This window comes from Acidipila rosea (assembly GCF_004339725.1).
GTDB classification, from domain to species: Bacteria; Acidobacteriota; Terriglobia; order Terriglobales; family Acidobacteriaceae; genus Acidipila; species Acidipila rosea.
Genome location: NZ_SMGK01000002.1, coordinates 472,868 through 496,362 on the forward strand (window position 1 = coordinate 472,868; position 23,495 = coordinate 496,362).

Below are 23,495 nucleotides of genomic sequence, written 5' to 3' on the forward strand. Positions count from 1 at the left end.
CTTTCCTTCCTGGTTACGACAACTGTCAGCGGGGCAGCATCTGCGTGCCGGTGATCTCAAACATCTGGGTTGCGCCCATGGATGCATCCGCAGGCTGCGCGCCGCCAGCGAAGAGTGTATAGGAGCCGGGCAGAACCGCGCGATTGCCCTTCTCGTTGACCATGCTGAGCGAGCGCGGGCTGACGTCAAAGGAAACATGCTGCGTCTGGTGAGCACCGATGGAGATGCGCTTGAAGCCGACCAGCTTGCGCAGCGGGTTCGTAGGCGACGAGGGAGGTGTGAGGTAGAGCTGCGCCACCTCATCGCCGGGGACGCTGCTCGTGTTCTCTACATCGAAGTCGACGTGGAGCCCCTGGCCTGCGGGCAGGCTGACGGTAGAGAGGTGGAGGTTCTGGTAGGTGAAGGTGGAATAGCTGAGCCCATAGCCAAAGCTGTAGAGGGGCTTCTGGGTGAAGTAGCGGTAGGTGCGCCCCTTCATGCTGTAGTCCTCAAACGCGGGCAGCTGATCGACCGACTGATAGACAGTGACAGGCAGACGGCCCGCGGGATTGACCTTGCCGCTCAGCACATCGGCGATGGCGGTGCCGCCGTTTTCACCGGGGTACCAGGCCTCAAGCAGAGCCTCGGCGTGAGTCGCGGTCCAGTCCACCGCAACTGCGCTGCCGCTGGTGAGGACGACGATGAGAGGCTTGCCGGTAGAAGCGACGGCCTCAAGCAGCTGCCGCTGGACGGCGGGGAGATTGATGTCCGTGCGATCTCCACCGGAGAAGCCGGGGATGTGGACCGGCATCTCCTCACCCTCCAGGTCAGGCGAGAGGCCGACGACGGCGATGACCGCGTCCGCCTGCTTCGCGATATCCACGGCGCGAGCGCGGAGAGCCTCGACGGACGGCTGCCACTTGAGGGTGACGCCTGCCCCGAGAGTGCCGCCGGTGTGCGAATACTCCATGCGGAAGCGAACCGGGTTGGTGTTGGCGAATGGAACGGTGAAAGAGAACTTCTGCTTACGCAGGTCATTGTCGGGCGATGACAGCGCGGCAACCTGCTTGCCGTCGAAGAAGATTTTGTAAGAGGTGGTCCCGGCGCAGGGGAAGCACTGCTGCAGCTGCACCCGGAAGGTCTGCGTGCCGGCGGCGACGGGCTGGAACTGACCTCTCCAGCGAACGCTGAAGTCGTGAGCATCTCCAACGGAGAGCGGCGCGGCCTGATTCCAGTCAAAGTCGATGTGGCTATCCTGCTGGGCGGAAGAGGCACCGGTGAGATCGCCGGTCTTGAAGTACTCGGCCTTGAGACCGCCGACGAAAGCGCTGCTGGGAACGACCAGCGGCAGCTCGGATACGCGCGGCGAGCCCTGCTCGTAAAGCACCTTGGTTCCCATAGCGGAGAAGGTCTTCTGGATGCCGGCGAGCGGAGTGACGGGGTGGCTGGGAACGCCGTTGTAGTTGCCCTCCAGAACGCGGCTGTCCTCAGCGTTGGGACCGATGACGGCCAGTGTCTTGATGGAGTGAGAGAGCGGCAGAGTGTGATTCTGATTGCGAAGCAGGACGATGGACTCCTGCGCTGCCTTGAGCGAGACGGCGCTGTCGGCCTCGGTGTCATTCTGCGCTGGAGCGATGCGGGAGTAGGCGGTGGCGCCGGGCTTGTCAAAGAGGCCGAGAGCGTACCTGGCGGCAAAGAGCCGGGTGACGGCGCGATCGATATCCGCCTCGCTGATGAGCTTTTGATGGACGGCATCAATGAGGCCGGAGTAAGCCGTGCCGCAGTCAAGATCAGTGCCCGCTTTGACGGCCAGCGCGGAAGCGTGGGCCGCGTCAGGCGAGAAGTGGTGTCCGACTGCGCTGTACATGTCATCTACCGCATCGCAGTCTGACACAACGTAGCCCTTGAAGCCCCAGTCGCGACGGAGGGTATCGACGAGCAGCATGGTGTTGGCGCAGGCGGGTTGACCATTGACGCTGTTATAGGCGCACATGATCGAGTCCGACTTGCCCTCGGTGATGGCAGCGCGGAAGGCGGGCAGATAGGTATCTTCAAGATCGTGGGGCGACGGATCAATGTTGACCTTGTGGCGCGTGGACTCGGGGCCGCTGTGAACCGCGTAGTGCTTGGCGGTGGCGATGGTCTTGAACATGGAGGGGTCATTGCCCTGCAGCCCGGTGATGAAGGCGATGCCGAGACGGCCGGTCAGATACGGATCTTCACCATAGGTCTCCTGGCCGCGGCCCCAGCGCGGATCGCGGAAGATGTTGATGTTCGGCGACCAGAAGTCGAGGCCGTGGAAGATGCTGTGATTGCCGGCAGCCTGTGCCTGGGCAAACTTGGCGCGCGCCTCGGTGGAGATGATGTCGGCCTCCTGATGCACGAGGCCGGTGTCCCAGGTGGCAGCCATGCCGATGGCCTGCGGAAAGACGGTTGCGTAGCCGGCCCGGGCGACGCCGTGCAGCGCCTCGCTCCACCAGTCGTACTCGGGAATGCCGAGGCGCGGAATGGCAGCGGCGTGGTTCTTCATCTGCGAGACCTTTTCCTCAAGGGTCATGCGGGAGACGAGCTCGGCAGCGCGCTTCTCATACGACTGGCGCGACTGCTGATCAAGCGGCATGGAGGAGGCATTCTGAGCCAGGCAGGAGGTGGCGGTGAAAGAAAAAAGCGAAGCGGCGAGAAGGGTGCAGGCAGTCTTTATCATGAGCATGAGTCGGTTCCTGTTGCGCGACTCAGTGTATAACTTTTTCGATTTAGTGCGTAACCCGCCGCCGGATGGAGAAGGCCGGAGACTGGCCTTGTTCCGGCCAGGGGCGGCAGTTTCGCAACCTGGAACCGTGAGTGGAAATATTTCCTCTATTAGAATTAGGTTTTTCCGGGATTAGACTTTCTGTGTGAGGCGCTGTGCAGATCACGCTTTTCATTACGTGCTATAACGACACGCTGTTCCCTGAGACGGGGATCAGCGTGGTCCGGCTGCTCGAACGGCTCGGGCATGAGGTTGTCTTTCCGCTGGCGCAGACCTGCTGCGGACAGATGCACTACAACACCGGCTACCAGCAGGAGGCGCTGCCGCTGATGCGGCAGTTCGTGGAGACGTTCAGGAACGCGGAGACGATCTGCATCCCTTCGTCGTCGTGCGTGGCGATGATTCGCGACCACTACCCGAAGATGGCAGAGGCGAGCGGAGATGCGGCGCTGGCGGAGGAAGTGGCTGCGCTGCTGCCGCGCGTCTTTGAACTGACGGAGCTGCTGACGGATAAGCTGGGGCTCGAAGATGTCGGCGCCTACTATCCGCATCGCGTGACGTATCACGCGAGCTGCCACTCCCTGCGAGGACTGCAGCTTGGTGACCGGCCGCTGCGGCTGCTGAGGAAAGTGCGCGGCATCGACCTGGTGGAGCTGGCGAATATCGACCAGTGCTGCGGCTTCGGCGGCACGTTTGCGGTGAAAAACGGCGAGGTGTCAGCGGCGATGCTGGCGGAGAAGATGCGGTGCGTGGAGAACACGGGCGCGGAGATCTGCACGGCGGTCGACAACTCCTGCCTGATGCACATCTTCGGAGGACTGCACCGGCAGCGGACGGGGATTCGCACGGTGCACCTGGCGGAGATCCTGGCATCGGACGGGAGCGGCGCATGAGCATTCGCGTAGGAGAGTCGGCTTCGGCGCCGAGCTTTCAGCAGGCGGCGCTGGCGCTGCTCGACGACACGCAGCTGCGCAGGAATGTGCGCCACGCCACCGACGTGATCACGCGCAAGCGCGGGCTGGTGGTGGGCGAGCAGGCGGACTGGCAGGCGCTGCGCGATGCGGGCAGCGCGATCAAGCGGCACACGCTGCGGCATCTGGATGAGTACCTGCTGCAGTTTGAGCAGGCGTTTACCGCGGCCGGCGGCCATGTGCACTGGGCGACGGATGCGGATGAGGCAAATCGCATCATTGTCGGGCTGGTGAAGCAGCATGGCGGCAAGGAGGTCATCAAGATCAAGACGATGACCTCGGACGAAATCGGGCTGAACCCGGCGCTTGAAGCGGCCGGGATTCATCCGCATGAGACCGATCTTGCGGACATGATTGTTCAGCTGGGCGCGGATAAGCCGTCGCATATCGTGGTTCCGGCGCTGCACAAGAACCGCCAGCAGGTGCGGGAGATTTTTGCGCGGGCGATGAACCTGCCGGATCTCGGCGACCGACCGGAAGACCTGACGGCGGCGGCGCGGCGCTATCTGCGGGAGAAATTCCTGAAGGTGAAGATCGGGGTGAGCGGCGCGAATTTCCTGATCGCCGAGACGGGCGGCGTGTGCATTGTCGAGTCAGAGGGCAATGGGCGCATGTGCCTGACGCTGCCGGAGGTGCTGGTCGCAGTGGCGGGCATCGAGAAGGTGATTCCGCGCTTCGCGGATCTTGAAGTGATGCTGCAGCTGCTGCCGCGTTCAGCGACGGGCGAGCGGATGAACCCCTACAACTCGATCTGGACGGGGGTGCATGAGGGCGATGGGCCGCGCGAGTTTCACCTGGTGCTGCTGGATAACGGGCGGACGAAGGTGCTGGCCAATCCGGAGGCGCGCGAGACGCTGCACTGCATCCGCTGCGGGGCTTGCCTGAACACGTGCCCCGTTTATCGGCAGACGGGCGGCCACGCTTACGGCTCCATTTATGCAGGGCCGATCGGGGCTATCCTGACGCCGCAACTGCATGGTATGCAGCACTCGCAGTCGCTGCCCTATGCTTCGTCGCTGTGCGGAGCGTGCTATGAGGTCTGCCCGGTGAAGATCAATATTCCCGAGGTGCTGGTGCATCTGCGGGGGAAGATTGTCGAGGAGCAGAGCGCGAACGTGGAGAGCGTCGCGATGAAGGCGATGGCGATGGTCTTCAGAAGCCCGCGGCGCTTCGAGGCGGCGCAGCGGCTGGGGCGGATCGGACAGTGGCCGTTTATTTCAGGCGGCTGGATCAGGAACCTGCCGGGAATGCTGGGAAACTGGACGGCGGTTCGCGACCTGAAGCCGATGCCGCAGCAGTCGTTCCGTGAATGGTGGAAACAGCGGGAGAAGAGCAATGGCTGAGACGCGTGAGTTGATGCTGGCGAGAATCCGCGAAGCCATTGCCGTGCAGCATGGGCCTGAGCTACCGCTGCCCCGGGACTATGAACGGCAGGGCTCGCTGAGCGCAGAGGCGCGTGTGGAGACGCTGCTGGACCGGCTGCGCGAGTATGACGCGCAGATTTACGAGGCCAGCAGCGAGAATGTAGCAACGACGGTTACGAATCTCTGCAGGCAGCGGCAGGTGAAAAGCCTGGTGGTTCCTGAGGGGTTTCCCGCGGAGTGGCTGCCTGCCTTCGGCGGCATGATTCCAGAAGGCGAGCTGGACAGAAAGCCACTCTCAGAGATCGAGGCGGTGCTGACGACCTGTACGGTGGCAATTGCCCACACGGGCTCCCTGGTGCTGCGGCACGGGCCCGGCGAGGGGACGCGAAGGCTGACACTGCTGCCCGATCTTCACATCTGCATCGTGCGCGAGGAGCAGGTGGTGGAGACGGTGCCGGAGGCCTTCGATGCGCTGCGGGAATATGTAACCGCTCCGATTACCTTTATCTCGGGACCGTCGGCTACAGCGGATATCGAGATGACGCGTATCCGCGGCGTGCATGGGCCGAGGTATCTGGACGTAGTTCTGGTACGCGGCTGAGGGCTTAAGCCTCGCGCATGGCGGGACGGCGGCGACGGCTGGAGACGTAATCGAGCGCGGGACGCGCGGCGAGCAGCAGGGCGAGCACGGCGGTGATGGTAAACGGCGTGTGTACGCCGGGCTTGACGATCCACCAGTAATGAACGACGCCACAGATGGCGGCAAGGTAGGCCAGTCGATGCAGGATCTGCCAGCGCTTGCCCCCGAGCTTGCGGATGGACCACTTCGTGGAAGTGAGAGCCAGGGGAAACAGCAGGAGCCAGGCGGCGAAACCGACCATGATGTAGCGGCGGCGGGTGATGTCATCGACCATGGTTGCGACATCGAAGTTCGCGTAGAGCCACAGATACGTCATCAGGTGCAGGCAGGCGTAGAAAAAAGCATAAAGCCCGAGCATCCGGCGGAAACGGATGAGCCAGGCCAGCTTGGGCGTGAGCTTGCGAACCGGGGTGACGGCGAGCGAGAGAACGAGCAGGCGCAGGGTGCCGCGACCGGTGAAAAATGTGACCGTTGCCGTAGGGTCCGGGCCGAGCTGACTGATGGCCAGATGATAGAGGAGCCACGCCACCGGCGCGAGGCAGGCAGCGTGGACGAGAACCTTGAGGGCAACGACGGCGCGGTTGGGCATGGGCTCTTAAAAGTTCTTGCGAAGGTCCATGCCAGTGTAAAGCTTTGCGACCTCATCTCCATATCCGTTGAACATGAGCGTGGTGCGGCGCTGTTTCCAGATAGGCTCGCCGATGCGACGCTCGGTCTTCTGGCTCCAGCGGGGATGATCGACGTTGGGATTCACGTTGGAGTAGAAGCCGTATTCATTGGGCGCGGCGTCGTTCCAGGCGGTGTGCGGCTGCTTGTCGACGAAGCGCACCTTGACGATAGACTTGACGGATTTGAAGCCGTACTTCCAGGGGATGACGAGACGTATGGGAGCGCCATCCTGATTGGGCAACACCTCGCCGTAAAGGCCGAAGGTGAGCAAAGTGAGGGGGTGCATGGCTTCATCCATGCGGAGACCTTCGGAGTAGGGCCAGGTGAGCGAAACCTCGTTGATCCACGGCTCCTGCTTAGGGTCGTCGAGGGAGAGAAACTGGACGTATTTGGCCGAACTGAGGGGCTCGCACTGGTTGATGAACTCAGAGAGCGAGTAGCCGGCCCAGGGAATGACCATGCTCCACGCCTCGACACAGCGATGGCGGTAGACGCGCTCCTCCATGGGGCGCATCTTGAGCAGGGTGTCGATGTCGAAGGTCTTCGGCTTCTTGACCAGGCCATCGACGGAGACGGTCCAGGGGCGGGTGTGCAGCCTCCAGGCGTTCTTCGACGGGTCACCCTTGCCGGTGCCGAACTCGTAGAAGTTGTTGTAGGTGGTGACGTCGTTGTAGGGCGTGAGGGTTTCGCCGGTGGTGGAGAGCGGGCTCTTGACGGTGTTGAGCTTGGTGGCGGCGGCCTGTGCAGTGGCGGAGGGATGGAGCAGGCGCTCGCCCAGCACGCCTGCTCCCGCGGCAGCAGCGGCTGCGGTCGCCATGAACTGGCGGCGATTCAGGTAGGCCGATTTCGGCGTGATCTCCGATGAGGGAATTGGATCGGGTTTGCGGATGAGCATAAGGTCTCCGTTGTCTGCCGTCATTGTTTTGACGCATACCAATAATTAGAGTACGCCCCGGGCGCGCGGAACAGATGCCTGCCGCTCCGGTTGGTAGTGTCCTAAAAGTGCGTTGCTAGGCAATTAACTCCGCAATCGACCAAATGTGATTCGTGATGCCCCTTTCCATTGCAGACGTGATCCTCAAGCTGGAATGCACCTCGGCAGAAATTGTAGAACGCAAACCATAGGAAATATGCGGCTTGCAGGTTCTCCCAATTCTTTGAAAATGCATTGCTGAGGCGCGTCATGCGGCGCATTCCCATCCGGATGCTAAGGTTTTGGCGTTCGATATGGGACGTGCAAATGCGCTTCGGATTCGGATTGCCGCAGATGCGGACTGGGACGGCCTCCACAACTTCACCAGGGCTGTACCGTTGCTCGCCTTCGCGGGATGATGAATAGACCTTTATCAATTGTGCAAAGTCCACGCGGTCGCTCAACACCAAGTCCACGCCTTGCACATAAGGCTGAATCCGTCCGTCGTGAACTGGAAGCGTTGCTCCGATGTGGCATACCACAGTTTCGTGAGAAACGACTCGGTAGCCATCCGGTCGCGCTTGCCGATGTGGTTAAGCCCATACGAGTTTCGTGTTGCGCTCCATCGCCACGAAGCAATATACGTCCCCAATTTCTAGAGACTCTTCCTCGTGGGGCCATTTGTGGCCTTCTTTCTTTTGGACGAATCCCCAAATTTCATCGGCTTCCACGTCTTGTACCGTCAAGTGCTCGATCTTGCGCTGCATCATCCGTTCGCAACGGTTCCCGGCCAGTACAAGCAAGCGGAGGATCGTATCGCGGTGAACGCCGGTGACGCGCTCCACACTGCGAACGCTCATATCCTCGAACTAGCAGCTTGAGGATGCTCACAGCCTTATCCAACGACAAGCGCATGTCGTCTAGTGGGGCGGTGTGATCTTCGATGAAGGTTTTTGCAGCGGAAGCGTTGGATGCCATTTCTGTGCTTTCCAAATCGCTTGGAGGTGGTACGGCAATAGTGGCAGATCATAAGGCTTTTCCTTGTTTTTTTGGGGGAAAAGCCTCAAACTGTGATTGGCGTCTGAGTCTGGGCTAGTCCCGGCTTGGATTAGCTCCGTTCCCGGTTCCAGCCGGGGCGGAGCGCCTCAAAGTTAGAAAACAGCTATGGTGGCGTCACCGTGATGTCCACGGTGGTTCCATCGTTCAAGACGATGGTGAAAGTAATTTTGCGCATTGCTCTCATCCTCCTTTCTAGGCCGGGTTTCAGACTCCACTCTGAGATTCGGCCTTTGATGTATTAAAGATAACCCTGCTAACGCCAGAACACAAGCGAATAATGTGAATAATTTAACCCCTCGCAATCGCGGAGGATACGGGGTATTATTTGTATGAGGTGAGTTTATGGCACATCGCAGTCCCAACTGCCCCCAGATCACGTTTCAAGATGCTGCGGAGAAGGGGCGCAAGGTATACACCAAAGAGCGCCAGCATCCCGCTGCAAGGGCGGTGGTAGCTGAAGACCTCGGTTATTCGGGCCTCAATGGTCGCTCTCTAACCCTAATCGGCGCATTGCGCCAGTATGGGATTCTTGAAGGGTCAGGGGATGCACTTCGCGTCACCGATGATGCTGTGGCTTACTTTGTGCGAGATGAAGGCGCAGAGAAGCGTGAGGCGATAAAGCGCATGATCTACAAGCCCACGCTATTCGCAGAATTGAACAGCCAGTTTGGAGAAGCGCTCCCCAGTGAGGGCAATCTCAAGCATATTCTCGTCACAAAAGGATTTTCCGAGGAATCAGCACAAGATGTTATTCGCGTCTATAAAGCCAATTCAGAGTTTGTTTCGGGTCAGGAGGCGGAGTATATTGGGGCAGTAGAGGATCAACAAACCATGAGCACCGCAGCCGTTTCTATTCCGGCTTCTATTCCTTCCCTTGCTCAGCGGATCCCCGGTGCGTGGACTTGGCCCCTGTCTGTCCCTCGTGGCGTGAATGCTCAATTGGTTCTAACCGGAGAGTTCACAAAGGCGGATATTGGACGCCTCAAGAAGCAGATCGAATTCCTTGAAGAATCGTTCGACGATGAAGCAAGCTGATAATTGGAGTATAGATTCGAGAGGCCGCTCTTCGGAGCGGATTTCTCATTTATGCCCAGCAGCGCACTCTTAGGACACTGCCGCTCCGGTTAGGATTGATTACGCCAAAGCGGTAAACCACCGCCGACGCTCAACATACATCCCAAAGAGAAGGAAGAGGTGCGCGATGGCTACAAGTGTAAGGCAGCACAGGATTTCTGCAATGGAAAACGACCGGATGCGGTCGGCCGCTGAGCTACTGCTGAGGGCGCGGCGCAATGGGACGCCGTTCCCCGAGCTGCCCGTCGGGCTGAGACCGCATACGCTCGAGGAAGCCTATGCGATCCAGGACATCATGGGGCTGGCGATGGAGCCGATTGGCGGATGGAAGGTGGGCGCGCCGGCGCCGGACGCTACGCCGCTCTACGGACCGATGCCGCTGCTGGGCGGCTACGCGGAGACTGGCCAGAAGATCTCCAAGCATATGCGGCGCATGCGCGGGGTGGAGGCGGAGATCGCCTTCAGACTCGGCAGCGACCTGCCGGTGCGCGCGGAGGCCTATACGCGGGAGGAAGTGGTGGCGGCGATTGCAAGCGCGCACCCGGCGATCGAGCTGCTGGAGTCAGCCTACGTGGACCCGGACAAGGTGGACAGGCTGTCGATGATCGGCGACCTGCAGATGAACGGCGGCTTTGTCTATGGGGCGGCGTATGCAGACTGGAAGAATGCGGACCTGACGCAGGAGCAGGTTACGGTGAGCATCGACGGAGCGGTGCGCTTTGAGGGGACGGCGACGAACACGGCGGGAACCGACCTGCTGCGGCTGGTGACCTGGCTGGCGAACCAGGGGCAGGAGCGCACAGGCGGACTGAACGCCGGAGACTGGATTACAACGGGAAGCTGGTCAGGCAAGGCGCTGGCGAACCAGGGGTCGAGCGTGACGGTGCGGTTTTCGCATTTTGGAGAGATTGGGATCTGGTTTGAGTAGTGGGGAAACAAGATCTCAATTTCCCTTCCCGATACCTGAGGATGCCCACATCTCGATTGTGAGATGTGGGTTTCAATCCTTATTTACTTTCGTGTTTGTCCAGTGTGACTCGACTTGTACCACGCCTATTTGACCCGATCGATAGTGCCGGAAACTAGACCAGGGCCATTGCTCTGGCTTCTCGACTAACCCGCGAGCTGGGGGTTGCGGTGCATGTACATGAGTTTGTCGACCGGTAACAACTGAAGGTCACAAAGTGGAGGTTCCCGGATTTCTGGTAACGAGTTAGACCCTTCGTCATGACAGCATGCTATCGCCGATTTTCTTTTGGGGATAACAGGGTTGAGAGACCGAAACTCTTATTTCCGAGAAATGTTTTGGGGATCAAGATATTTGGCACCGCCGGAAACCCGCACCCCAAAAGCGAGATGTGGGGCACCCTCATTATCTACGCCCGAAGGGCCACTCTCTGCGCGGGATGGCGCGCCACATATAGACAACCGTGCCTGCTGCGGCTACGGCGATGGCGTAGCTGAATTCGCGCAGGGCGTTGTGACGTGAGAAGAGGATGAAGATAAATCCGCAGAGCGCGAGCAGGGGCGGCAGAGGGTAGAGCCACATTTTGAAGGGGCGCGGCATCTCCGGCTTGCGGAGGCGCAGGAGGATGACGCCCACCTGCTGCAGCACGTATTGCAGGACGATGCGGATGACCACAAGTGCGGCGATGACGCTCGCCAGATCAAAGAGACAGAAGACGGCCGAGACGGCGCCAAGGACCAGCAGCGAGAGGTGGGGGATTTTATGCCGGGGGTGGAGGCGCGCGAAGATGCGGAAGTAGTTGCCGTCGAGGGCGGCGGCGTAGGGCACGCGCGAGTAGGCAAGCAGCAGGGAGAAGACGGACGCAAGCGCTGTCCACATGACAAGGGCGGACATGACCATAGCGGCGCGGGCGCCCCAGGTGCGCTGCATGAGTTGCGCGACGACGGCGAGCGAACCCATTTCATGGGTGGGGATGACGCCGAGGACGCTGATGTTCATGGCGAGATAGAGCGTGGCAACGATGGCGATGGAAAAGAGCACGGCGCGAGGGATGGTTTTGCCGGGCTGGCGGACTTCTCCCCCGATGAAGCAGACGGCGTAGTAGCCCCAGTAATCGTAAGTGGCGATGAGGGTGGCGCTGCCGAGGCCCTGAAAGAAGGCGACGCCCGGGGAAAAGGCGTGCGGCGCGAGATGGAGCAGCGCGGGGTGAAAGTGGCTGAAGCCGGCGAAGATGACTGCGTTGATGGTGAGCAGAACGCCGCCCCAGAGCACCCATCCGAGGCGCGTGATCTGCTTGAGGTTGCGGTAGAGCAGCGCGACGACGAAGAGGCATACGGCCGCAGCGACGAGGCTGGTGTAGCGCAGCGAGTGGCCACTGATGACCACGGCGCCGAGCTGCGGAAAGAGGAAGAGCGCATATTGGGCGAAGCCGATGCAGCCGGAAGCGATGGAGAGCGGGGCGCTGAAGCTGAGCTGCCAGATGTAGAGGAACGAGGCGTAACGGCCCGCGCCGTCGCGGCCGTAGATTTCGCGGAGGAAGGCGTAGGAACCGCCGGCCTCGGGCATGGCGGCGCCAAGCTCGGCCCAGACGAGGCCGTCGCAGACGGCGATGAGCGCGCCGAGGATCCAGCCGAGCATGGCCTGCGGGCCGCCCATGGCTCCGATGACCAGCGGCAGGGTGATAAACGGCCCGACGCCGATCATGTTGATCATGTTCAGCGAGATGGCGTTGCCCAGGCCTACGCGGCGCTCAAGGCTGGGCTTTGTGAGTTCGGTAGACATGTGCGCTGGTAGCGTGGATTGTACACTGAAGCGAATGGTGTCCATCGCTCGCACACACACATCGCTACGCCGGATTGCGGCGCTCTCGGCCCTGGCCGCCCTGATGAGCGCCAACGCTCAACAGGTGACGCCGTGGCAGACAAGCATTGCCGCTACTGCCGACTCCACTACGCTGCCCGTTGACCGGGGCGCGGATGGGCTTTGGCAGACGCTCAAGAAGCTGCACACGCGGGCCAGCCTGATGATGATTACGGCTCACCCGGATGACGAAGACGGCGGCATGATGGCGCTGGAGTCGCGCGGGATGGGTGCGCGAACGGCGCTGATGACGCTGACGCGCGGCGAAGGCGGTCAGGATGCAATGGGCAGCGAGACGTATGATGCGCTGGGGCTGATTCGCACGAATGAACTGCTGCTGGCCGACCAGTACACGGGTACGGAGCAGTACTGGTCGCGAGTGGCGGACTACGGGTTTTCAAAGACGATCGACGAGGCCTTTCAGCAGTGGGGCCACGACCGCGTGCTCTACGACGTGGTGCGCGCGGTGCGGCTGAACCGCCCACTGGTGCTCACCTCAGTGTTTACGGGCAACATCACGGATGGGCACGGTCACCACCAGGTCGCCGGGGCGATGGCGCAGGAGGTCTTCAAGGCGGCGTGCGATCCGAAGGTCTTTCCGGACCAGATCGCGGCGGGGCTGCTGCCGTGGTGCCCGGTGAAGGTGTATGAACGCGTGCCGGGATTTTTCTTCAGCAGCACGGGTATGCACAGGAACCAGATCTACGACTATGCGACGGACAAGTGGTCGCCGATGCGCTTCTACAACTACCTGACGAAGCAGTGGACGACGACGACCCCGGAGACGAATGTCGAGATTCCCGAGGGCAATCTCGATCCGATTCTCGGGCAGTCCTACCTGCAGATCGCCCGCCAAGGATGGGCGCTGCAGAAGTCGCAGAATGGCGGGGGGAATCCGCCGCTGCCGGGACCGATGGATGTCAGCTATCACCGCTACGGCTCGCTGGCGCCGGCGGCTGAGCATGAGCAGTCGTTCTTTGACGGGATCGATACGTCGCTTGAGGGGATTGCTACGCTGGCGCACGGAGATGCGCCTTTCCTGAAAGCGGGACTGCATGGCATCAACCAGAATGTGACGCACGCCATGCTGATGTATACGCCATCAGAGCCGCAGAAGCTGCTGCCGGACCTGCACGACGGCTACATGAAGACGAAGGCGCTGATGGACGCGGTCAACGCCAGCACGCTGAACGCCGAGGACAAGGCGAACCTCGATCATGAGCTGGGAATCAAGCTGGTGCAGTTCAACACGGCGCTGGCGCAGGTGCTGGGACTGCAGGTGAACGCGCTGGTGACGCCGCGCACCAAGTCTGACCACCCTTCGAGCTTCGGCAACAGCGCTGAGGCGACGCCCCCCAACGTAACGCCGGGGGCGGCGTTTGACCTGCGGCTACATGTGACGGCAGCGGGCGGATGGGGACCGGGGACAAAGCTGCGGCTGACGCGCACGTGGCTGGAAACTCCGGCGAGCGAAAAGTGGCCGGTGGAGCGGATCGGCGCACCGGGAATGGAGAACGTAACCGGCGCGGTTACAGACATTGTCTTTCGGGTGGAAGTGCCCCGCAGCGCAGCGGCGACGAAACCGTATTTCAGCCGCAAGGATATTGCCCAGCCGTACTACCACTTGGATGATCCGCGCTGGCTGAACCGGCCGTTTGCTCCGTATCCCGTGGCGGGATGGGCGGAGTTCGACTATGACGGCGTGCCGGTGAGGATTGGGCAGGTGGCGCAGACGATGCACTGGGTTCACGGGCCGGGCGCGGTGTTTCAACCCCTGGTGGTGACGCCGCAGCTCTCGGTGACGATAAGCCCCGGCGCAGGGGTGACGCCGCTGGGCAGCAGCAGCTTTCCACTGACGGTAAAGATTGCCAACGAGCAGCAGGACAACGCCACCGGCGATCTGCAACTGCAACTGCCGCAGGGCTGGACGAGTGAGCCTGCTGTTGACCACTTCCACCTGGCTGCGGGCGAAAAGGCCGAGGTCGCCTTTACGGTGCGTCCTGCAAACCTGGGGCAGGAGAGCTACAAGCTGCGGGCGGTTGCGCGGAGCGGGAATGAAGAGTTCAGCGAAGGCTTTGAAACAGTAGGCTACCCCGGGCTGCGGCCTTATAACCTCTACCATCCGGCGACCTACAGAACGCGCGGCGTGGATGTGAAGGTTGCGCCCGGCATCAAGGTCGGCTACATCATGGGAACCGGGGATGAGGTGCCGGAGGCGCTCAGGAACATCGGCGTCGATGCCCACCTGCTGACCGCAGACGAGATCGCAACGGGAGACCTCAGCCAGTACACGACGATCGTGCTGGGGATCCGCGCCTATGCGGCGCGGCCTGAGCTGACCGCGAACAACCAGCGGCTGCTGGACTATGTGAAGAACGGCGGCAACCTGGTGGTGCAGTATGAGAGAGACGAATTCAACCAGGATCTCGGACCCTACCCGTACACGCTGGGACGCTCGCCGGAAAAGGTTGTCGATGAGAGCGACCCGGTTACGATTCTGGATGCGAGCAATCCCCTGCTGACCGCGCCGAACCACATTACGAGTGCCGACTTCAATGGCTGGGTGGAGGAACGCGGCCACTCCTTCATGACTTCGTGGGACAGCAACTACAAGGCGCTGACGGAGACGCATGATCCGGGGCAGGACCCGCAGCGCGGCGGGCTGCTGTATGCGAAGTATGGCAAAGGAACCTATGTGTATGTGGCGTATGCGCTCTATCGCCAGCTGCCGGAAGCAGTGCCGGGGGCTTACCGAATCTTTGCCAACCTGGTGAGTGCGGGGAAATAAGATCGCGAAGCGGCAGCAGGTGAGACGATGCTTCTATGCTGAGGCAGGGAGCGAATCTTCGCTCCTGGAGGACAGGGCCAGAGGGAGCAGCGGCATGAACAGGCGGAAGACGGTTCCGCTGGAGACGCCCTGCCTGGTTCTGACGCGGAGGCTGCCGTGATGCTTCCGCACGATTTCATAGCTCACCCATAGTCCGAGACCTGTGCCGGTAATTCCCTTCGTCGAGAAAAACGGCTCGTAGATGCGCCCGAGGGTGTAGCTGTCCATTCCTGGGCCTGTATCGGCGACAGTAACGGAGACGCCCGGCTCGCCAGTCTTCCAATCGCGGGCGCGGGAGATGCGTAACAGCAGCCTGCCCCCGCTCTGCTGCATGGCATCGAGCGAATTGCCGACGAGGTTGGCGAGAACCTGACGCACCTCGCCATCGTAGGCGATGATGAGCGGGACCTCATGAAACTGCCTGGTGACCTTGATGGAATGAGAGCGGAGGCGGGCATCGTAGAGCGCCAACACCGTCTCCAAAAGCTCATGAACGTCGGTCTCCACCGGCCGCGTGCTCTGACGATAGAAGCGCAGGGTCTGCGTGGTGATGTGCGTGACCCGATCAAGTTCGCTCTGCGCAAGCTCAAGATAAGTGCGGGCAGACTCATCGAGATTGCCCTTGGAGAGCAGATACATGCAGTTGGTGACGGCTTCGAGGGGGTTATTGATCTCGTGAGCGATGGAGGCAGCGAGCCTGCCGGCGGCGGCCAGCTTCTCGGTGCGGCGCAGGACTTCATGGCTGTGCTTCTGCTCGGTGAGGTCGGCGAGGAAGGCGGCAATCTGCCGCTGCTCCAGGGGCAGCTCGGGATTGAGTACGGATGCACCGATGAGCACCGGGACAGTCTCTCTGCCTTTGGTGGAGCACTCGATCTCGAAGGTCGTGGTTCCCGACTGGGACCACATCTTCAGCAGCGGCATAGCTGACTCGGGAGAGCCCTCGAGAATGCGCTCCAGGGTAAGAGCGCCAGCCTCGACATCCATCCTCGAAAACCCGAGAAGAGATTCGAAGCCGTCATTGACGTAGATGATGCGCCCCCTGGAGTCGCAGATAAAGAGGGCCAGCGGCATCGCCTCAACCAGACGGTGAAAGCGCTGCTCGCTCTGGCGGAGTGCCTGCTCGGCAACGCGCTTTCTGCGTCTGCCGGCAGCCTCAGCCACTTCACGTTCAATAGCCGGGACGAGGCGGGCGAGGTTCTGCTTGGTGACGTAATCCTGAGCGCCGGCGCGCATGGCCGCGACTGCGGTCTCTTCGCTGACGGCGCCCGACATCATGATGAAGGGGATATCGAAGCCGCTGGTCTGCAGCATCTCCAGCGCCGCTGGGGCGCTGAAGGAAGGCAGATTGTAGTCGGCCAGTACGATGTCCCAGCCCTCGCCGCGACTGTTGAGAGCTGCGGCCATTTCTTCCGTCGTCTCAACCCGGGTAATCTCCGGAGCCAGCGCCGCCCGGCGAAGATACCGTTCGAGAAGAAGGGCATCCTCTTCGTTGTCCTCGACAAGAAGGACAGTCAGCGGCTTGGCATTCAGTTGCTGTTGGGCGGACATTCGTTAAGAACCAGCCAGTACATTCCGAGTTGGCGCGTCGCTTCTGCAAACTCGCTGAAGTTAACGGGCTTGCGGATATAACTGTTTACCCCGAGCTTGTAGCTGCGCACGATGTCGCTCTCTTCGTCAGAGGAAGTGAGAATGACGACCGGCAGCATGCGGGTCTTCTCGCTCTCGCGGATGCGGCGCAAAACCTCGAGCCCTTCAATCTTCGGCAGCTTGAGATCAAGGAGAATGACCTGCGGGGTGGGGATCGCGTTTTCGCCATCGCCGAAGAGCATCGCTATCGCTTCTTCGCCATCATGGGCGACCTTGATTTCGTTCACGATATTCGATTTGCGTAGTGCACGGATAGTAAGCACTTCATGATCCGGATCGTCTTCGACGAGAAGGATAACTCGTTGATTCTCAGCCATAGTCTCCTAATCCTAACGTAAACCGAAAAGTTGCGCCGACGCCAATCTCCCCCTCGGCCCGGATGGAGCCATGATGCCTGCGAATGACGCGGGCGACGGTTGCGAGGCCAATGCCGGAGCCGGCAAAATCCTTGTCTCCATGCAGCCGCTGAAAGGCTGTAAACAGCTTTCCGGCATATTGCATATCAAACCCCGCACCGTTGTCACGAAGGAAGTATTCACCCGTTTCCTGATCGCGTCCCAGCTCGATGATGGCTTCTTCGCGCCTGGAGGTAAACTTTACGGCGTTACCGAGGAGATTTTCAAGGGCTACGCGCAGCAGCCGCGGGTCTGCCTCGGCCTCAAGACCGGGCTCGATGTTGAAGGTGATCTTCCTGTCGCGGTTCTGGTGCTGGAGCTCAGCGGCGACCTCGGCTGCGAGTTCAGTGATGTTGACGTGCTCGCGGTTGAGGTCCGCACGGGTGATGCGCGAGAGCTGCAGCAGCGAGTCGATGAGGGTTCCCATCTTCTGCACGCCGGTCCGGATACGCCGCAGGAAATCGCGAGCGGGGCCGTCGAGCAGCTCACCATAGTCCTCTTCAAGGGCCACGCTGAAGCCATCGACGCTGCGTAGGGGGGCGCGGAGATCGTGGGAGACGGAGTAGCTGAAGGCCTCAAGCTCGCGGTTGGTGGCCTCAAGCTCGGCGGTGCGCTGCAGGACGCGGTTCTCCAGTTCCTCATTGAGCCGCTGCACCTCAAGGGCGCTGGCCTCGGCCATGCGGCGGGCTTCGCGCTCGGCCTCGTAGGCGTTGGCGCGGTCGAGCGACATGGCGATGCGGTCGGCGGCGATGGCCAGCAGATCCTCATCGCGATCATAGAAAGCGTCCGCGGTTTTGCGGCCGGCGAGCAGGGTCCCCACCACGCGGCCGGAGATGGTGAGGGGGATGACCAGCAGCGCGCGCATGTCCCGGCGCAGGCTCTCAAGCGGGATGGTCTGGGTGCTGTTGTCAGTGAAGGCCGTGACCTTGTTGAGCCGGGCGGCGACGACGATGGGATCGTCTTCGCTGAGCCGGAGACGTCTGCCTATCTTCGCGGCTGTGCCGCTGGCGGCGACGACCTCAAGCTCCTCCTCTTCAAGCTCATTACGACGCCACATGCAGAGGACCGCTGCATCGGCATGAATGGTGGAACGGAGGCGATCGAGCAGCTCTGAGGTGAGCTCGGGGAGCGTGAGCTGGGTGAGGCCGATGTCGCTGATGGACTGGAGTTGCCGCAGGCGCTCGGCATTGTCATCTGCGACCATGCGCTGCCTGCGCTCGCGCGAGAGCGTGGCAAAGAGCAGGACAATGAGCACCAGATCAATGAAGCTGGCAAGGATAGCGGTGAAGCGTGCGCGCTGACGTGCGGCCGAAGAGGAGACGAGACGCTGGGTGAGAAGCTGCTGCTCGGTCGCCTGCATCTTGTCAGTCAGCGCGACGACCTGATCCATCTCCGCCTTGCCGGTGCCCTGGCCTTCGAGCAGGCGGGCGTTGTCTGACAAGTTGCGCTGCCGCGCCTCGATGCCGGCCTGGAGAAAGGCGATGCGCCGGGAGACCAGGACTTGCATCTGCGCAACCCGCTGCTGCTCGAGAGGATTGTCGGCTGTCAGGCTCTTAAGCGTGGCGATCTGCTGCGGCAGGATGGAAGCGGCATGCGTGTAGGGCTCAAGGTATGCCTGGTCGCCGGTGAGCAGATAGCCTCGCTCCCCGGCGTCCATATCGCGCATGGAACCGAGCACGCGCCCGATGGAACCGATCACCTGCCAGGTGTGAACGACCATGGCCTCGGTCTGCCCCAGCACCTGGATGGAGCGGAGGGCGAGCCCCGCGTTCATCGAGACAACGATGATCGCGAGGATCAGCAGCACGGTGATGAGGGATCGGGTTGTGCGCAATCTCATGGGGCAGCGGCTAGCGCTCTACGCTCATGCTCCTTTGATGCAGATGTTGCAGAGCGTACACGGTAATCTGCTCACGCTGCAGCGCCTGGATGCCCTCAGCCGCGGCCCGCGCCGCTGCGATGGTGGTGATGGTGGGGATGCGCTGCTGCACCGCTGCGCGGCGGATGGCCTTCTCGTCGAAGAAGGTGTCCTGGCCGTGGGGCGTGTTGATGATGAGGTTGATGCGCTCGCCCTTGATGAGGTCGACGATGTTCGGGCGGCCTTCCTTGACCTTGAAGACGCGCTCGACGACGATGCCGTCGCGCTCAAGGATGTTGGCGGTGCCTTCAGTAGCGACGATCTGGAAGCCGAGCTCGACATACTGCCTGACCAACGGAACGAGCTGCACCTTGTCGCGATCGTTGACGCTGAAGAAGACCGTTCCGTGCAGCGGCAGACGAAGACCGGCGGCGAGCTGCGCCTTAGCGAAGGCCTCGCCGAAGTTGTCAGCCACGCCCATGACTTCGCCGGTCGACTTCATCTCCGGGCCGAGCACGGTGTCTACGCCGGGGAACTTGTTCCAGGGGAAGACGGGCGACTTGACGAAGTAGTGCGTGCCGGTCTCAAGGTCAGACCCGGAGGCCACCTGCTGCGGGAGAAGATCGCGCAGCCGGGATCCGGCCATGAGGAGCGAGGCGATCTTTGCGAGCGGCACGCCGGTTGCCTTCGAGACATAGGGCACGGTTCGCGAGGCACGGGGGTTGACCTCGATGACGTAAACCTTGTCCCGCTGAATGGCGAACTGGAGGTTGACCAGGCCGATGACGTTGAGCGCGCGGGCGAGCTTCTTTGTATAGTCGCGCAGGGTGGCGATGACAGACGGGGAGAGATCGACTGGCGGCAGCACGCAGGAAGAGTCGCCGGAATGGATGCCGGCCTCTTCAATATGCTGCATGATGCCGGCGATGACGACGTCATTGGCATCGCAAAGCGCGTCGACGTCCACCTCAACTGCGTCTTCGAGGAAGTGGTCGATGAGGACCGGGCGCTCCTGCGAGTACTCGACGGCCTCTTTCATGTAGCGCGAGATCGCCTCAGCATCGTAGGCAATGACCATGGCGCGACCGCCCAGCACATACGAAGGCCGCACGAGCACCGGATAGCCGATGCGCTCGGCGCCAGCGAGCGCTTCTTCGACACTGGTGGCCATGGCGCCGGGGGGCTGCGGGATATTCAGCTCTTCAATCAGCTTGCCGAATCGCTTGCGATCTTCAGCGAGGTCGATGGACTCGGGCGAGGTGCCGAGAATCGGTACACCGGCGGCCTTGAGGCGGAGCGCGAGGTTGAGCGGAGTCTGGCCGCCAAACTGCACGATCATGCCGATTTCCGCACCGCTCGAAGCCTCGTGCTCATAGACGGCGAGGACATCTTCAAGAGTCAACGGCTCGAAGTAAAGCCGGTCGCTGGTGTCGTAATCCGTCGAAACCGTCTCCGGGTTGCAGTTGACCATGATGGTTTCATAGCCTGCATCTTTGAGGGCGAAGGCGGCATGGCAGCAGCAGTAATCGAACTCGATTCCCTGCCCGATGCGGTTGGGACCGCTGCCGAGAATGATGACCTTGCGCTTGCTGGTTGGCGCAGCCTCGTCTTCTTCGTCATAGGTGGAGTAGAGGTAGGGCGTCTTGCTCTCGAACTCCGCCGCGCAGGTGTCAACCAGTTTGAAGACAGGCCGCAGACCGTGCTGATGGCGGAGCTTGCGGACCTGCGCTACTCCGTCTGCGCCGGGCATTGCCCAGATGTCCGCGAGGCGCTCGTCGGAGATGCCCATGCGCTTGGCTTTTCGTAACAGCTCCGGTGACACATTCTCCATGGGGGTGTCAGCGAGTACGCCTAGAGCGTCGGTGATCTCCTTGATCTGGTAAAGGAACCATGGGTCCATCGAAGTCATGCGCGCTACTTCACGAACGGACATGCCGCGGCGAAAGGCGAAGCGGATGTAGTTGATGCGCTCAGGCTGAGGGGTGACGAGACGCTGGGTGAGACGGCGCGGCTCCAGCACCTCTGCGCCTACGCGCTTCCCTGTTTCAAGGGAGCGCAGCGCTTTCATCAGTGCTTCCTTGAAGGTGCGGCCCATGGCCATCACTTCGCCAACCGACTTCATCTGCGGGCCGAGGTTCTCGTCGGCGCCGGGAAACTTTTCAAACTGCCACTTCGGAATCTTGACGACAACGTAGTCGATGGTCGGCTCGAAGCAGGCAGGCGTCATCCGGGTGATGTCATTGGGAATCTCGTCGAGCGTGTAGCCTACGGCGAGCTTGGCGGCGATCTTGGCGATAGGAAATCCGGTGGCCTTGGACGCAAGCGCAGAGGAGCGCGAGACGCGCGGATTCATCTCAATGACGGTCATGCGGCCGGTTGCGGGATTGACGGCGAACTGCACGTTGGAGCCGCCCGTCTCTACGCCGATTTCGCGGATGACGCGGATGGCCGCATCGCGCATCGCCTGGTACTCGCGATCGGTGAGGGTCTGCGCAGGGGCGACGGTGATGGAGTCGCCGGTGTGGACGCCCATGGGGTCCATGTTTTCAATGGAGCAGATGATGATGACGTTGTCGGCGAGGTCGCGAACAACTTCAAGCTCATACTCTTTCCAGCCGAGCACGGACTCTTCAATCAGGCACTCGTGAACTGGCGAAAGGTCGAGGCCGCGCGCGAGAATCTCCATCAGCTCTTCACGGTTGTAAGCGATGCCGCCGCCGGAGCCGCCGAGCGTGAAGGAAGGACGGATGACGACGGGGAAGCCGATCTTACTGGCGAACTCCAGACCATCGCGGATGTTATTGACCAGCGCAGAGTGCGGCATGTCAAGGCCGATGCGGGTCATCGCATCCTTGAAGAGCAGGCGGTCTTCTGCCTTTTTGATGGCGTCGAGCTTGGCGCCGATCAACTCGACGTTGTACTTGTCGAGGATTCCAGCGTCGGCAAGATCGACGGCAAGGTTGAGGGCCGTCTGGCCGCCAACGGTGGGCAGCAGGGCGAACTTGCCCGCGCCGTGCATCATCTCAACCTCAAGCTGGATGATGTGCTCGAGATACTCGCGCGTCAGCGGCTCGACGTAAGTACGGTCGGCGAGTTCCGGATCGGTCATGATGGTGGCCGGATTGGAGTTGACCAGCACAACCTCATAGCCCTCGGCGCGCAGCGCCTTGCAGGCCTGAGTGCCGGAGTAGTCAAACTCCGCGGACTGCCCGATGACGATCGGCCCGGAGCCGATCACTAGGATCTTGGTGATGTCATTTCTGCGTGGCATGGTCTGCTACTTTCCCTGATAACTGCGAAATTCGGGTCAAGGTATCGAAGGCCGAAATTGTTCCACGGGAACTTTAGAACCGCTGTCCTTGAGCCTGTCATTTGATTCGATGAAATATAGAAGAGCTGCAATCAGCACTATATCCAAAACCATCCGCGCGTTCACGGACATCAGCGTCGATATGCGCGCCCCATACCAGAAGAATCCGAAAATTAAGGCTGAAGCAACTTTGGCGCTTTCTCGAGTCAGGTTTTTGATATTTGCGAGTGGAACTACTAGAAAGATGAAGTCATAGAATCCATGGCGCATCATAACGATGCTCGCTGTGGCTAAGCATGCTACTACAGCCCTGTCGGATAGGTATCTAGCCTTCGAAAGATGAAAACTATAGACAGCGCTTGCTACGATACCCGCCAGATACGAAAGCATCTCCACCTGGTGCCACGGTAGTACATAGGCTGCAAGCCATCTTGTTAGAGCCATAACATCTGCTGCTGTCACTACAACACCGTTTCTGCTCACCATGAAGGGTTCAACAATCAAGGTAGCTAGCGGTGTTCTAACCATAATCCAGACACCAAGAAGACCTAACAATGGGGGGATCATCGAGATCAGAACTATCTTCCAACTCTTTTTAAACAGCAGGTAGAAAACAAAAACAGGAGAAAAGTTGTATTTCACATAAGACAGTCCAAGCGCAATTCCTCGCACGGCTATCGGCGCAAGGCAAAATGCACAACAAAAAGTAAGAAGTTCGAAAAAGTCTTGTTGACCGTAGCCCAACGACTGACGGAAAGGATAGCCCGAGAAAAAGATGAGTGCCAGCAGAAGAGTAAGTCTGGATCCAAGCCTGAAATACGAACCAAGGATCAACATGCTTATCAAGCACATCGAGCAATTGACAACAGCCCACAATATCCTAGCCTTATGAAACCCCATCAAGCCAAACGGCACTAATAGCAGATAGGTCTCGTGGAGATAATTAGGCACCTGATTTAGAAGAATCAGATGCTGTTTATCGCCCGTCAACGCCTGCTTCCAGGGATCAATGTGATGCAAGACCATAAAAGTCCCGCTCCATTGAAAATCCTGCCCCCTGGCTGGCTGCAGACCTTGATGAAATGCGAGGATTATGTTTCCTACGGCTATAGGGAACAATAAAACTATCAATATATTTAAAAGAATTCTCTTTCTATTAGTCATATGCGCTCGGGTTTTATCTGCCAGTTATGTGCAAATAGAGAGAGCTTGA

At 60.5% G+C, this 23,495-nt stretch carries 16 protein-coding genes; 6 read left to right on the plus strand and 10 right to left on the minus strand.

The window, feature by feature from the left end; all coding sequences use genetic code 11:
- Positions 1 to 25 precede the first annotated feature (25 nt).
- Complete coding sequence (locus tag C7378_RS07085; RefSeq protein ID WP_243648121.1) at positions 26 to 2,683, minus strand: glycoside hydrolase family 3 C-terminal domain-containing protein; 2,658 nt, start codon at positions 2,681 to 2,683, stop codon at positions 26 to 28.
- 200 nt (positions 2,684 to 2,883) lie between these two features.
- On the opposite strand from C7378_RS07085, the gene C7378_RS07090 reads away from it, so the two are divergent.
- Genes C7378_RS07090 through C7378_RS07100 form a run of 3 tightly spaced genes read left to right on the plus strand, consistent with a single transcriptional unit; the run spans position 2,884 to position 5,664 of the window.
- Positions 2,884 to 3,621 carry a (Fe-S)-binding protein gene (locus C7378_RS07090; protein ID WP_131993960.1) on the plus strand — a complete coding sequence of 246 codons (738 nt, stop codon included), beginning with the start codon at positions 2,884 to 2,886 and terminating at the stop codon, positions 3,619 to 3,621.
- The gene (locus tag C7378_RS07095; RefSeq protein WP_131993963.1) at positions 3,618 to 5,042 is read left to right on the plus strand and encodes a LutB/LldF family L-lactate oxidation iron-sulfur protein; all 1,425 of its coding nucleotides are present in this window, start codon (positions 3,618 to 3,620) and stop codon (positions 5,040 to 5,042) included. The genes C7378_RS07090 and C7378_RS07095 overlap by 4 nt, the downstream gene beginning before the upstream one ends.
- Positions 5,035 to 5,664, plus strand: coding sequence for a LutC/YkgG family protein (locus tag C7378_RS07100; RefSeq protein WP_207901366.1), 630 nt, complete (start codon positions 5,035 to 5,037; stop codon positions 5,662 to 5,664). The genes C7378_RS07095 and C7378_RS07100 overlap by 8 nt, the downstream gene beginning before the upstream one ends.
- A gap of 4 nt (positions 5,665 to 5,668) precedes the next feature.
- Here the strand turns inward: C7378_RS07100 and C7378_RS07105 are convergent, their stop codons facing one another.
- The 3 genes from C7378_RS07105 to C7378_RS07115 all read right to left on the minus strand — a co-directional run bounded on the left by C7378_RS07105 (position 5,669) and on the right by C7378_RS07115 (position 8,145).
- Entirely contained in the window at positions 5,669 to 6,292 is a 624-nt protein-coding gene (locus C7378_RS07105; protein WP_131993966.1) for a protein-methionine-sulfoxide reductase heme-binding subunit MsrQ, read from the minus strand.
- A gap of 6 nt (positions 6,293 to 6,298) precedes the next feature.
- Positions 6,299 to 7,267 carry a protein-methionine-sulfoxide reductase catalytic subunit MsrP gene (gene msrP, locus C7378_RS07110; protein WP_131993969.1) on the minus strand — a complete coding sequence of 323 codons (969 nt, stop codon included), beginning with the start codon at positions 7,265 to 7,267 and terminating at the stop codon, positions 6,299 to 6,301.
- A 611-nt stretch (positions 7,268 to 7,878) separates the two neighbouring features.
- Entirely contained in the window at positions 7,879 to 8,145 is a 267-nt protein-coding gene (locus C7378_RS07115; protein WP_131993972.1) for a hypothetical protein, read from the minus strand.
- Between the two features lie 541 nt (positions 8,146 to 8,686).
- On the opposite strand from C7378_RS07115, the gene C7378_RS07120 reads away from it, so the two are divergent.
- The gene (locus C7378_RS07120) at positions 8,687 to 9,379 is read left to right on the plus strand and encodes a hypothetical protein (protein WP_131993975.1); all 693 of its coding nucleotides are present in this window, start codon (positions 8,687 to 8,689) and stop codon (positions 9,377 to 9,379) included.
- A gap of 166 nt (positions 9,380 to 9,545) precedes the next feature.
- Positions 9,546 to 10,346, plus strand: a complete 801-nt coding sequence (locus C7378_RS07125; RefSeq protein ID WP_243648122.1) for a 2-keto-4-pentenoate hydratase — start codon at positions 9,546 to 9,548, stop codon at positions 10,344 to 10,346.
- Positions 10,347 to 10,790: 444 nt separating this feature from the next.
- Here the strand turns inward: C7378_RS07125 and C7378_RS07130 are convergent, their stop codons facing one another.
- Positions 10,791 to 12,167 (minus strand): APC family permease, encoded by a 1,377-nt coding sequence (locus tag C7378_RS07130; RefSeq protein WP_131993978.1) that lies wholly within the window; start codon positions 12,165 to 12,167, stop codon positions 10,791 to 10,793.
- A gap of 34 nt (positions 12,168 to 12,201) precedes the next feature.
- Between C7378_RS07130 and C7378_RS07135 the strand changes: the two genes are divergently transcribed.
- A complete protein-coding gene (locus tag C7378_RS07135; protein WP_207901367.1) occupies positions 12,202 to 15,033 on the plus strand; it encodes a PIG-L family deacetylase in 2,832 nt (943 codons plus the stop codon).
- A 33-nt stretch (positions 15,034 to 15,066) separates the two neighbouring features.
- Here the strand turns inward: C7378_RS07135 and C7378_RS07140 are convergent, their stop codons facing one another.
- From C7378_RS07140 to C7378_RS07160, 5 genes are read right to left on the minus strand one after another with little or no spacing between them, the layout of a single operon-like run.
- The gene (locus C7378_RS07140) at positions 15,067 to 16,620 is read right to left on the minus strand and encodes a hybrid sensor histidine kinase/response regulator (protein WP_131993981.1); all 1,554 of its coding nucleotides are present in this window, start codon (positions 16,618 to 16,620) and stop codon (positions 15,067 to 15,069) included.
- Entirely contained in the window at positions 16,599 to 17,036 is a 438-nt protein-coding gene (locus C7378_RS07145) for a response regulator (RefSeq protein ID WP_131993984.1), read from the minus strand. The genes C7378_RS07140 and C7378_RS07145 overlap by 22 nt, the downstream gene beginning before the upstream one ends.
- Positions 17,029 to 18,954, minus strand: a complete 1,926-nt coding sequence (locus C7378_RS07150) for a sensor histidine kinase (protein ID WP_131993987.1) — start codon at positions 18,952 to 18,954, stop codon at positions 17,029 to 17,031. Before C7378_RS07150 ends, C7378_RS07145 begins: the two co-directional genes overlap by 8 nt.
- 10 nt (positions 18,955 to 18,964) lie before the next feature.
- The gene (gene carB, locus C7378_RS07155) at positions 18,965 to 22,243 is read right to left on the minus strand and encodes a carbamoyl-phosphate synthase large subunit (protein ID WP_131993990.1); all 3,279 of its coding nucleotides are present in this window, start codon (positions 22,241 to 22,243) and stop codon (positions 18,965 to 18,967) included.
- Positions 22,244 to 22,279: 36 nt separating this feature from the next.
- Positions 22,280 to 23,446 carry a glycosyltransferase family 87 protein gene (locus C7378_RS07160; RefSeq protein WP_131993993.1) on the minus strand — a complete coding sequence of 389 codons (1,167 nt, stop codon included), beginning with the start codon at positions 23,444 to 23,446 and terminating at the stop codon, positions 22,280 to 22,282.
- Positions 23,447 to 23,495: the final 49 nt, after the last annotated feature.

What these genes read in the sequence shown, in the direction of transcription:
- C7378_RS07085 (WP_243648121.1), bottom strand. Translation starts at nt 2,683, where the DNA reads ATGATAAAGACTGCCTGCACCCTTCTCGCCGCTTCGCTTTTTTCTTTC.
- C7378_RS07095 (WP_131993963.1), top strand. Translation starts at nt 3,618, where the DNA reads ATGAGCATTCGCGTAGGAGAGTCGGCTTCGGCGCCGAGCTTTCAGCAG.
- C7378_RS07100 (WP_207901366.1), top strand. Translation starts at nt 5,035, where the DNA reads ATGGCTGAGACGCGTGAGTTGATGCTGGCGAGAATCCGCGAAGCCATT.
- C7378_RS07105 (WP_131993966.1), bottom strand. Translation starts at nt 6,292, where the DNA reads ATGCCCAACCGCGCCGTCGTTGCCCTCAAGGTTCTCGTCCACGCTGCC.
- msrP (WP_131993969.1), bottom strand. Translation starts at nt 7,267, where the DNA reads ATGCTCATCCGCAAACCCGATCCAATTCCCTCATCGGAGATCACGCCG.
- C7378_RS07115 (WP_131993972.1), bottom strand. Translation starts at nt 8,145, where the DNA reads ATGAGCGTTCGCAGTGTGGAGCGCGTCACCGGCGTTCACCGCGATACG.
- C7378_RS07120 (WP_131993975.1), top strand. Translation starts at nt 8,687, where the DNA reads ATGGCACATCGCAGTCCCAACTGCCCCCAGATCACGTTTCAAGATGCT.
- C7378_RS07125 (WP_243648122.1), top strand. Translation starts at nt 9,546, where the DNA reads ATGGCTACAAGTGTAAGGCAGCACAGGATTTCTGCAATGGAAAACGAC.
- C7378_RS07130 (WP_131993978.1), bottom strand. Translation starts at nt 12,167, where the DNA reads ATGTCTACCGAACTCACAAAGCCCAGCCTTGAGCGCCGCGTAGGCCTG.
- C7378_RS07135 (WP_207901367.1), top strand. Translation starts at nt 12,202, where the DNA reads ATGGTGTCCATCGCTCGCACACACACATCGCTACGCCGGATTGCGGCG.
- C7378_RS07140 (WP_131993981.1), bottom strand. Translation starts at nt 16,620, where the DNA reads ATGTCCGCCCAACAGCAACTGAATGCCAAGCCGCTGACTGTCCTTCTT.
- C7378_RS07145 (WP_131993984.1), bottom strand. Translation starts at nt 17,036, where the DNA reads ATGGCTGAGAATCAACGAGTTATCCTTCTCGTCGAAGACGATCCGGAT.
- C7378_RS07150 (WP_131993987.1), bottom strand. Translation starts at nt 18,954, where the DNA reads ATGAGATTGCGCACAACCCGATCCCTCATCACCGTGCTGCTGATCCTC.
- carB (WP_131993990.1), bottom strand. Translation starts at nt 22,243, where the DNA reads ATGCCACGCAGAAATGACATCACCAAGATCCTAGTGATCGGCTCCGGG.
- C7378_RS07160 (WP_131993993.1), bottom strand. Translation starts at nt 23,446, where the DNA reads ATGACTAATAGAAAGAGAATTCTTTTAAATATATTGATAGTTTTATTG.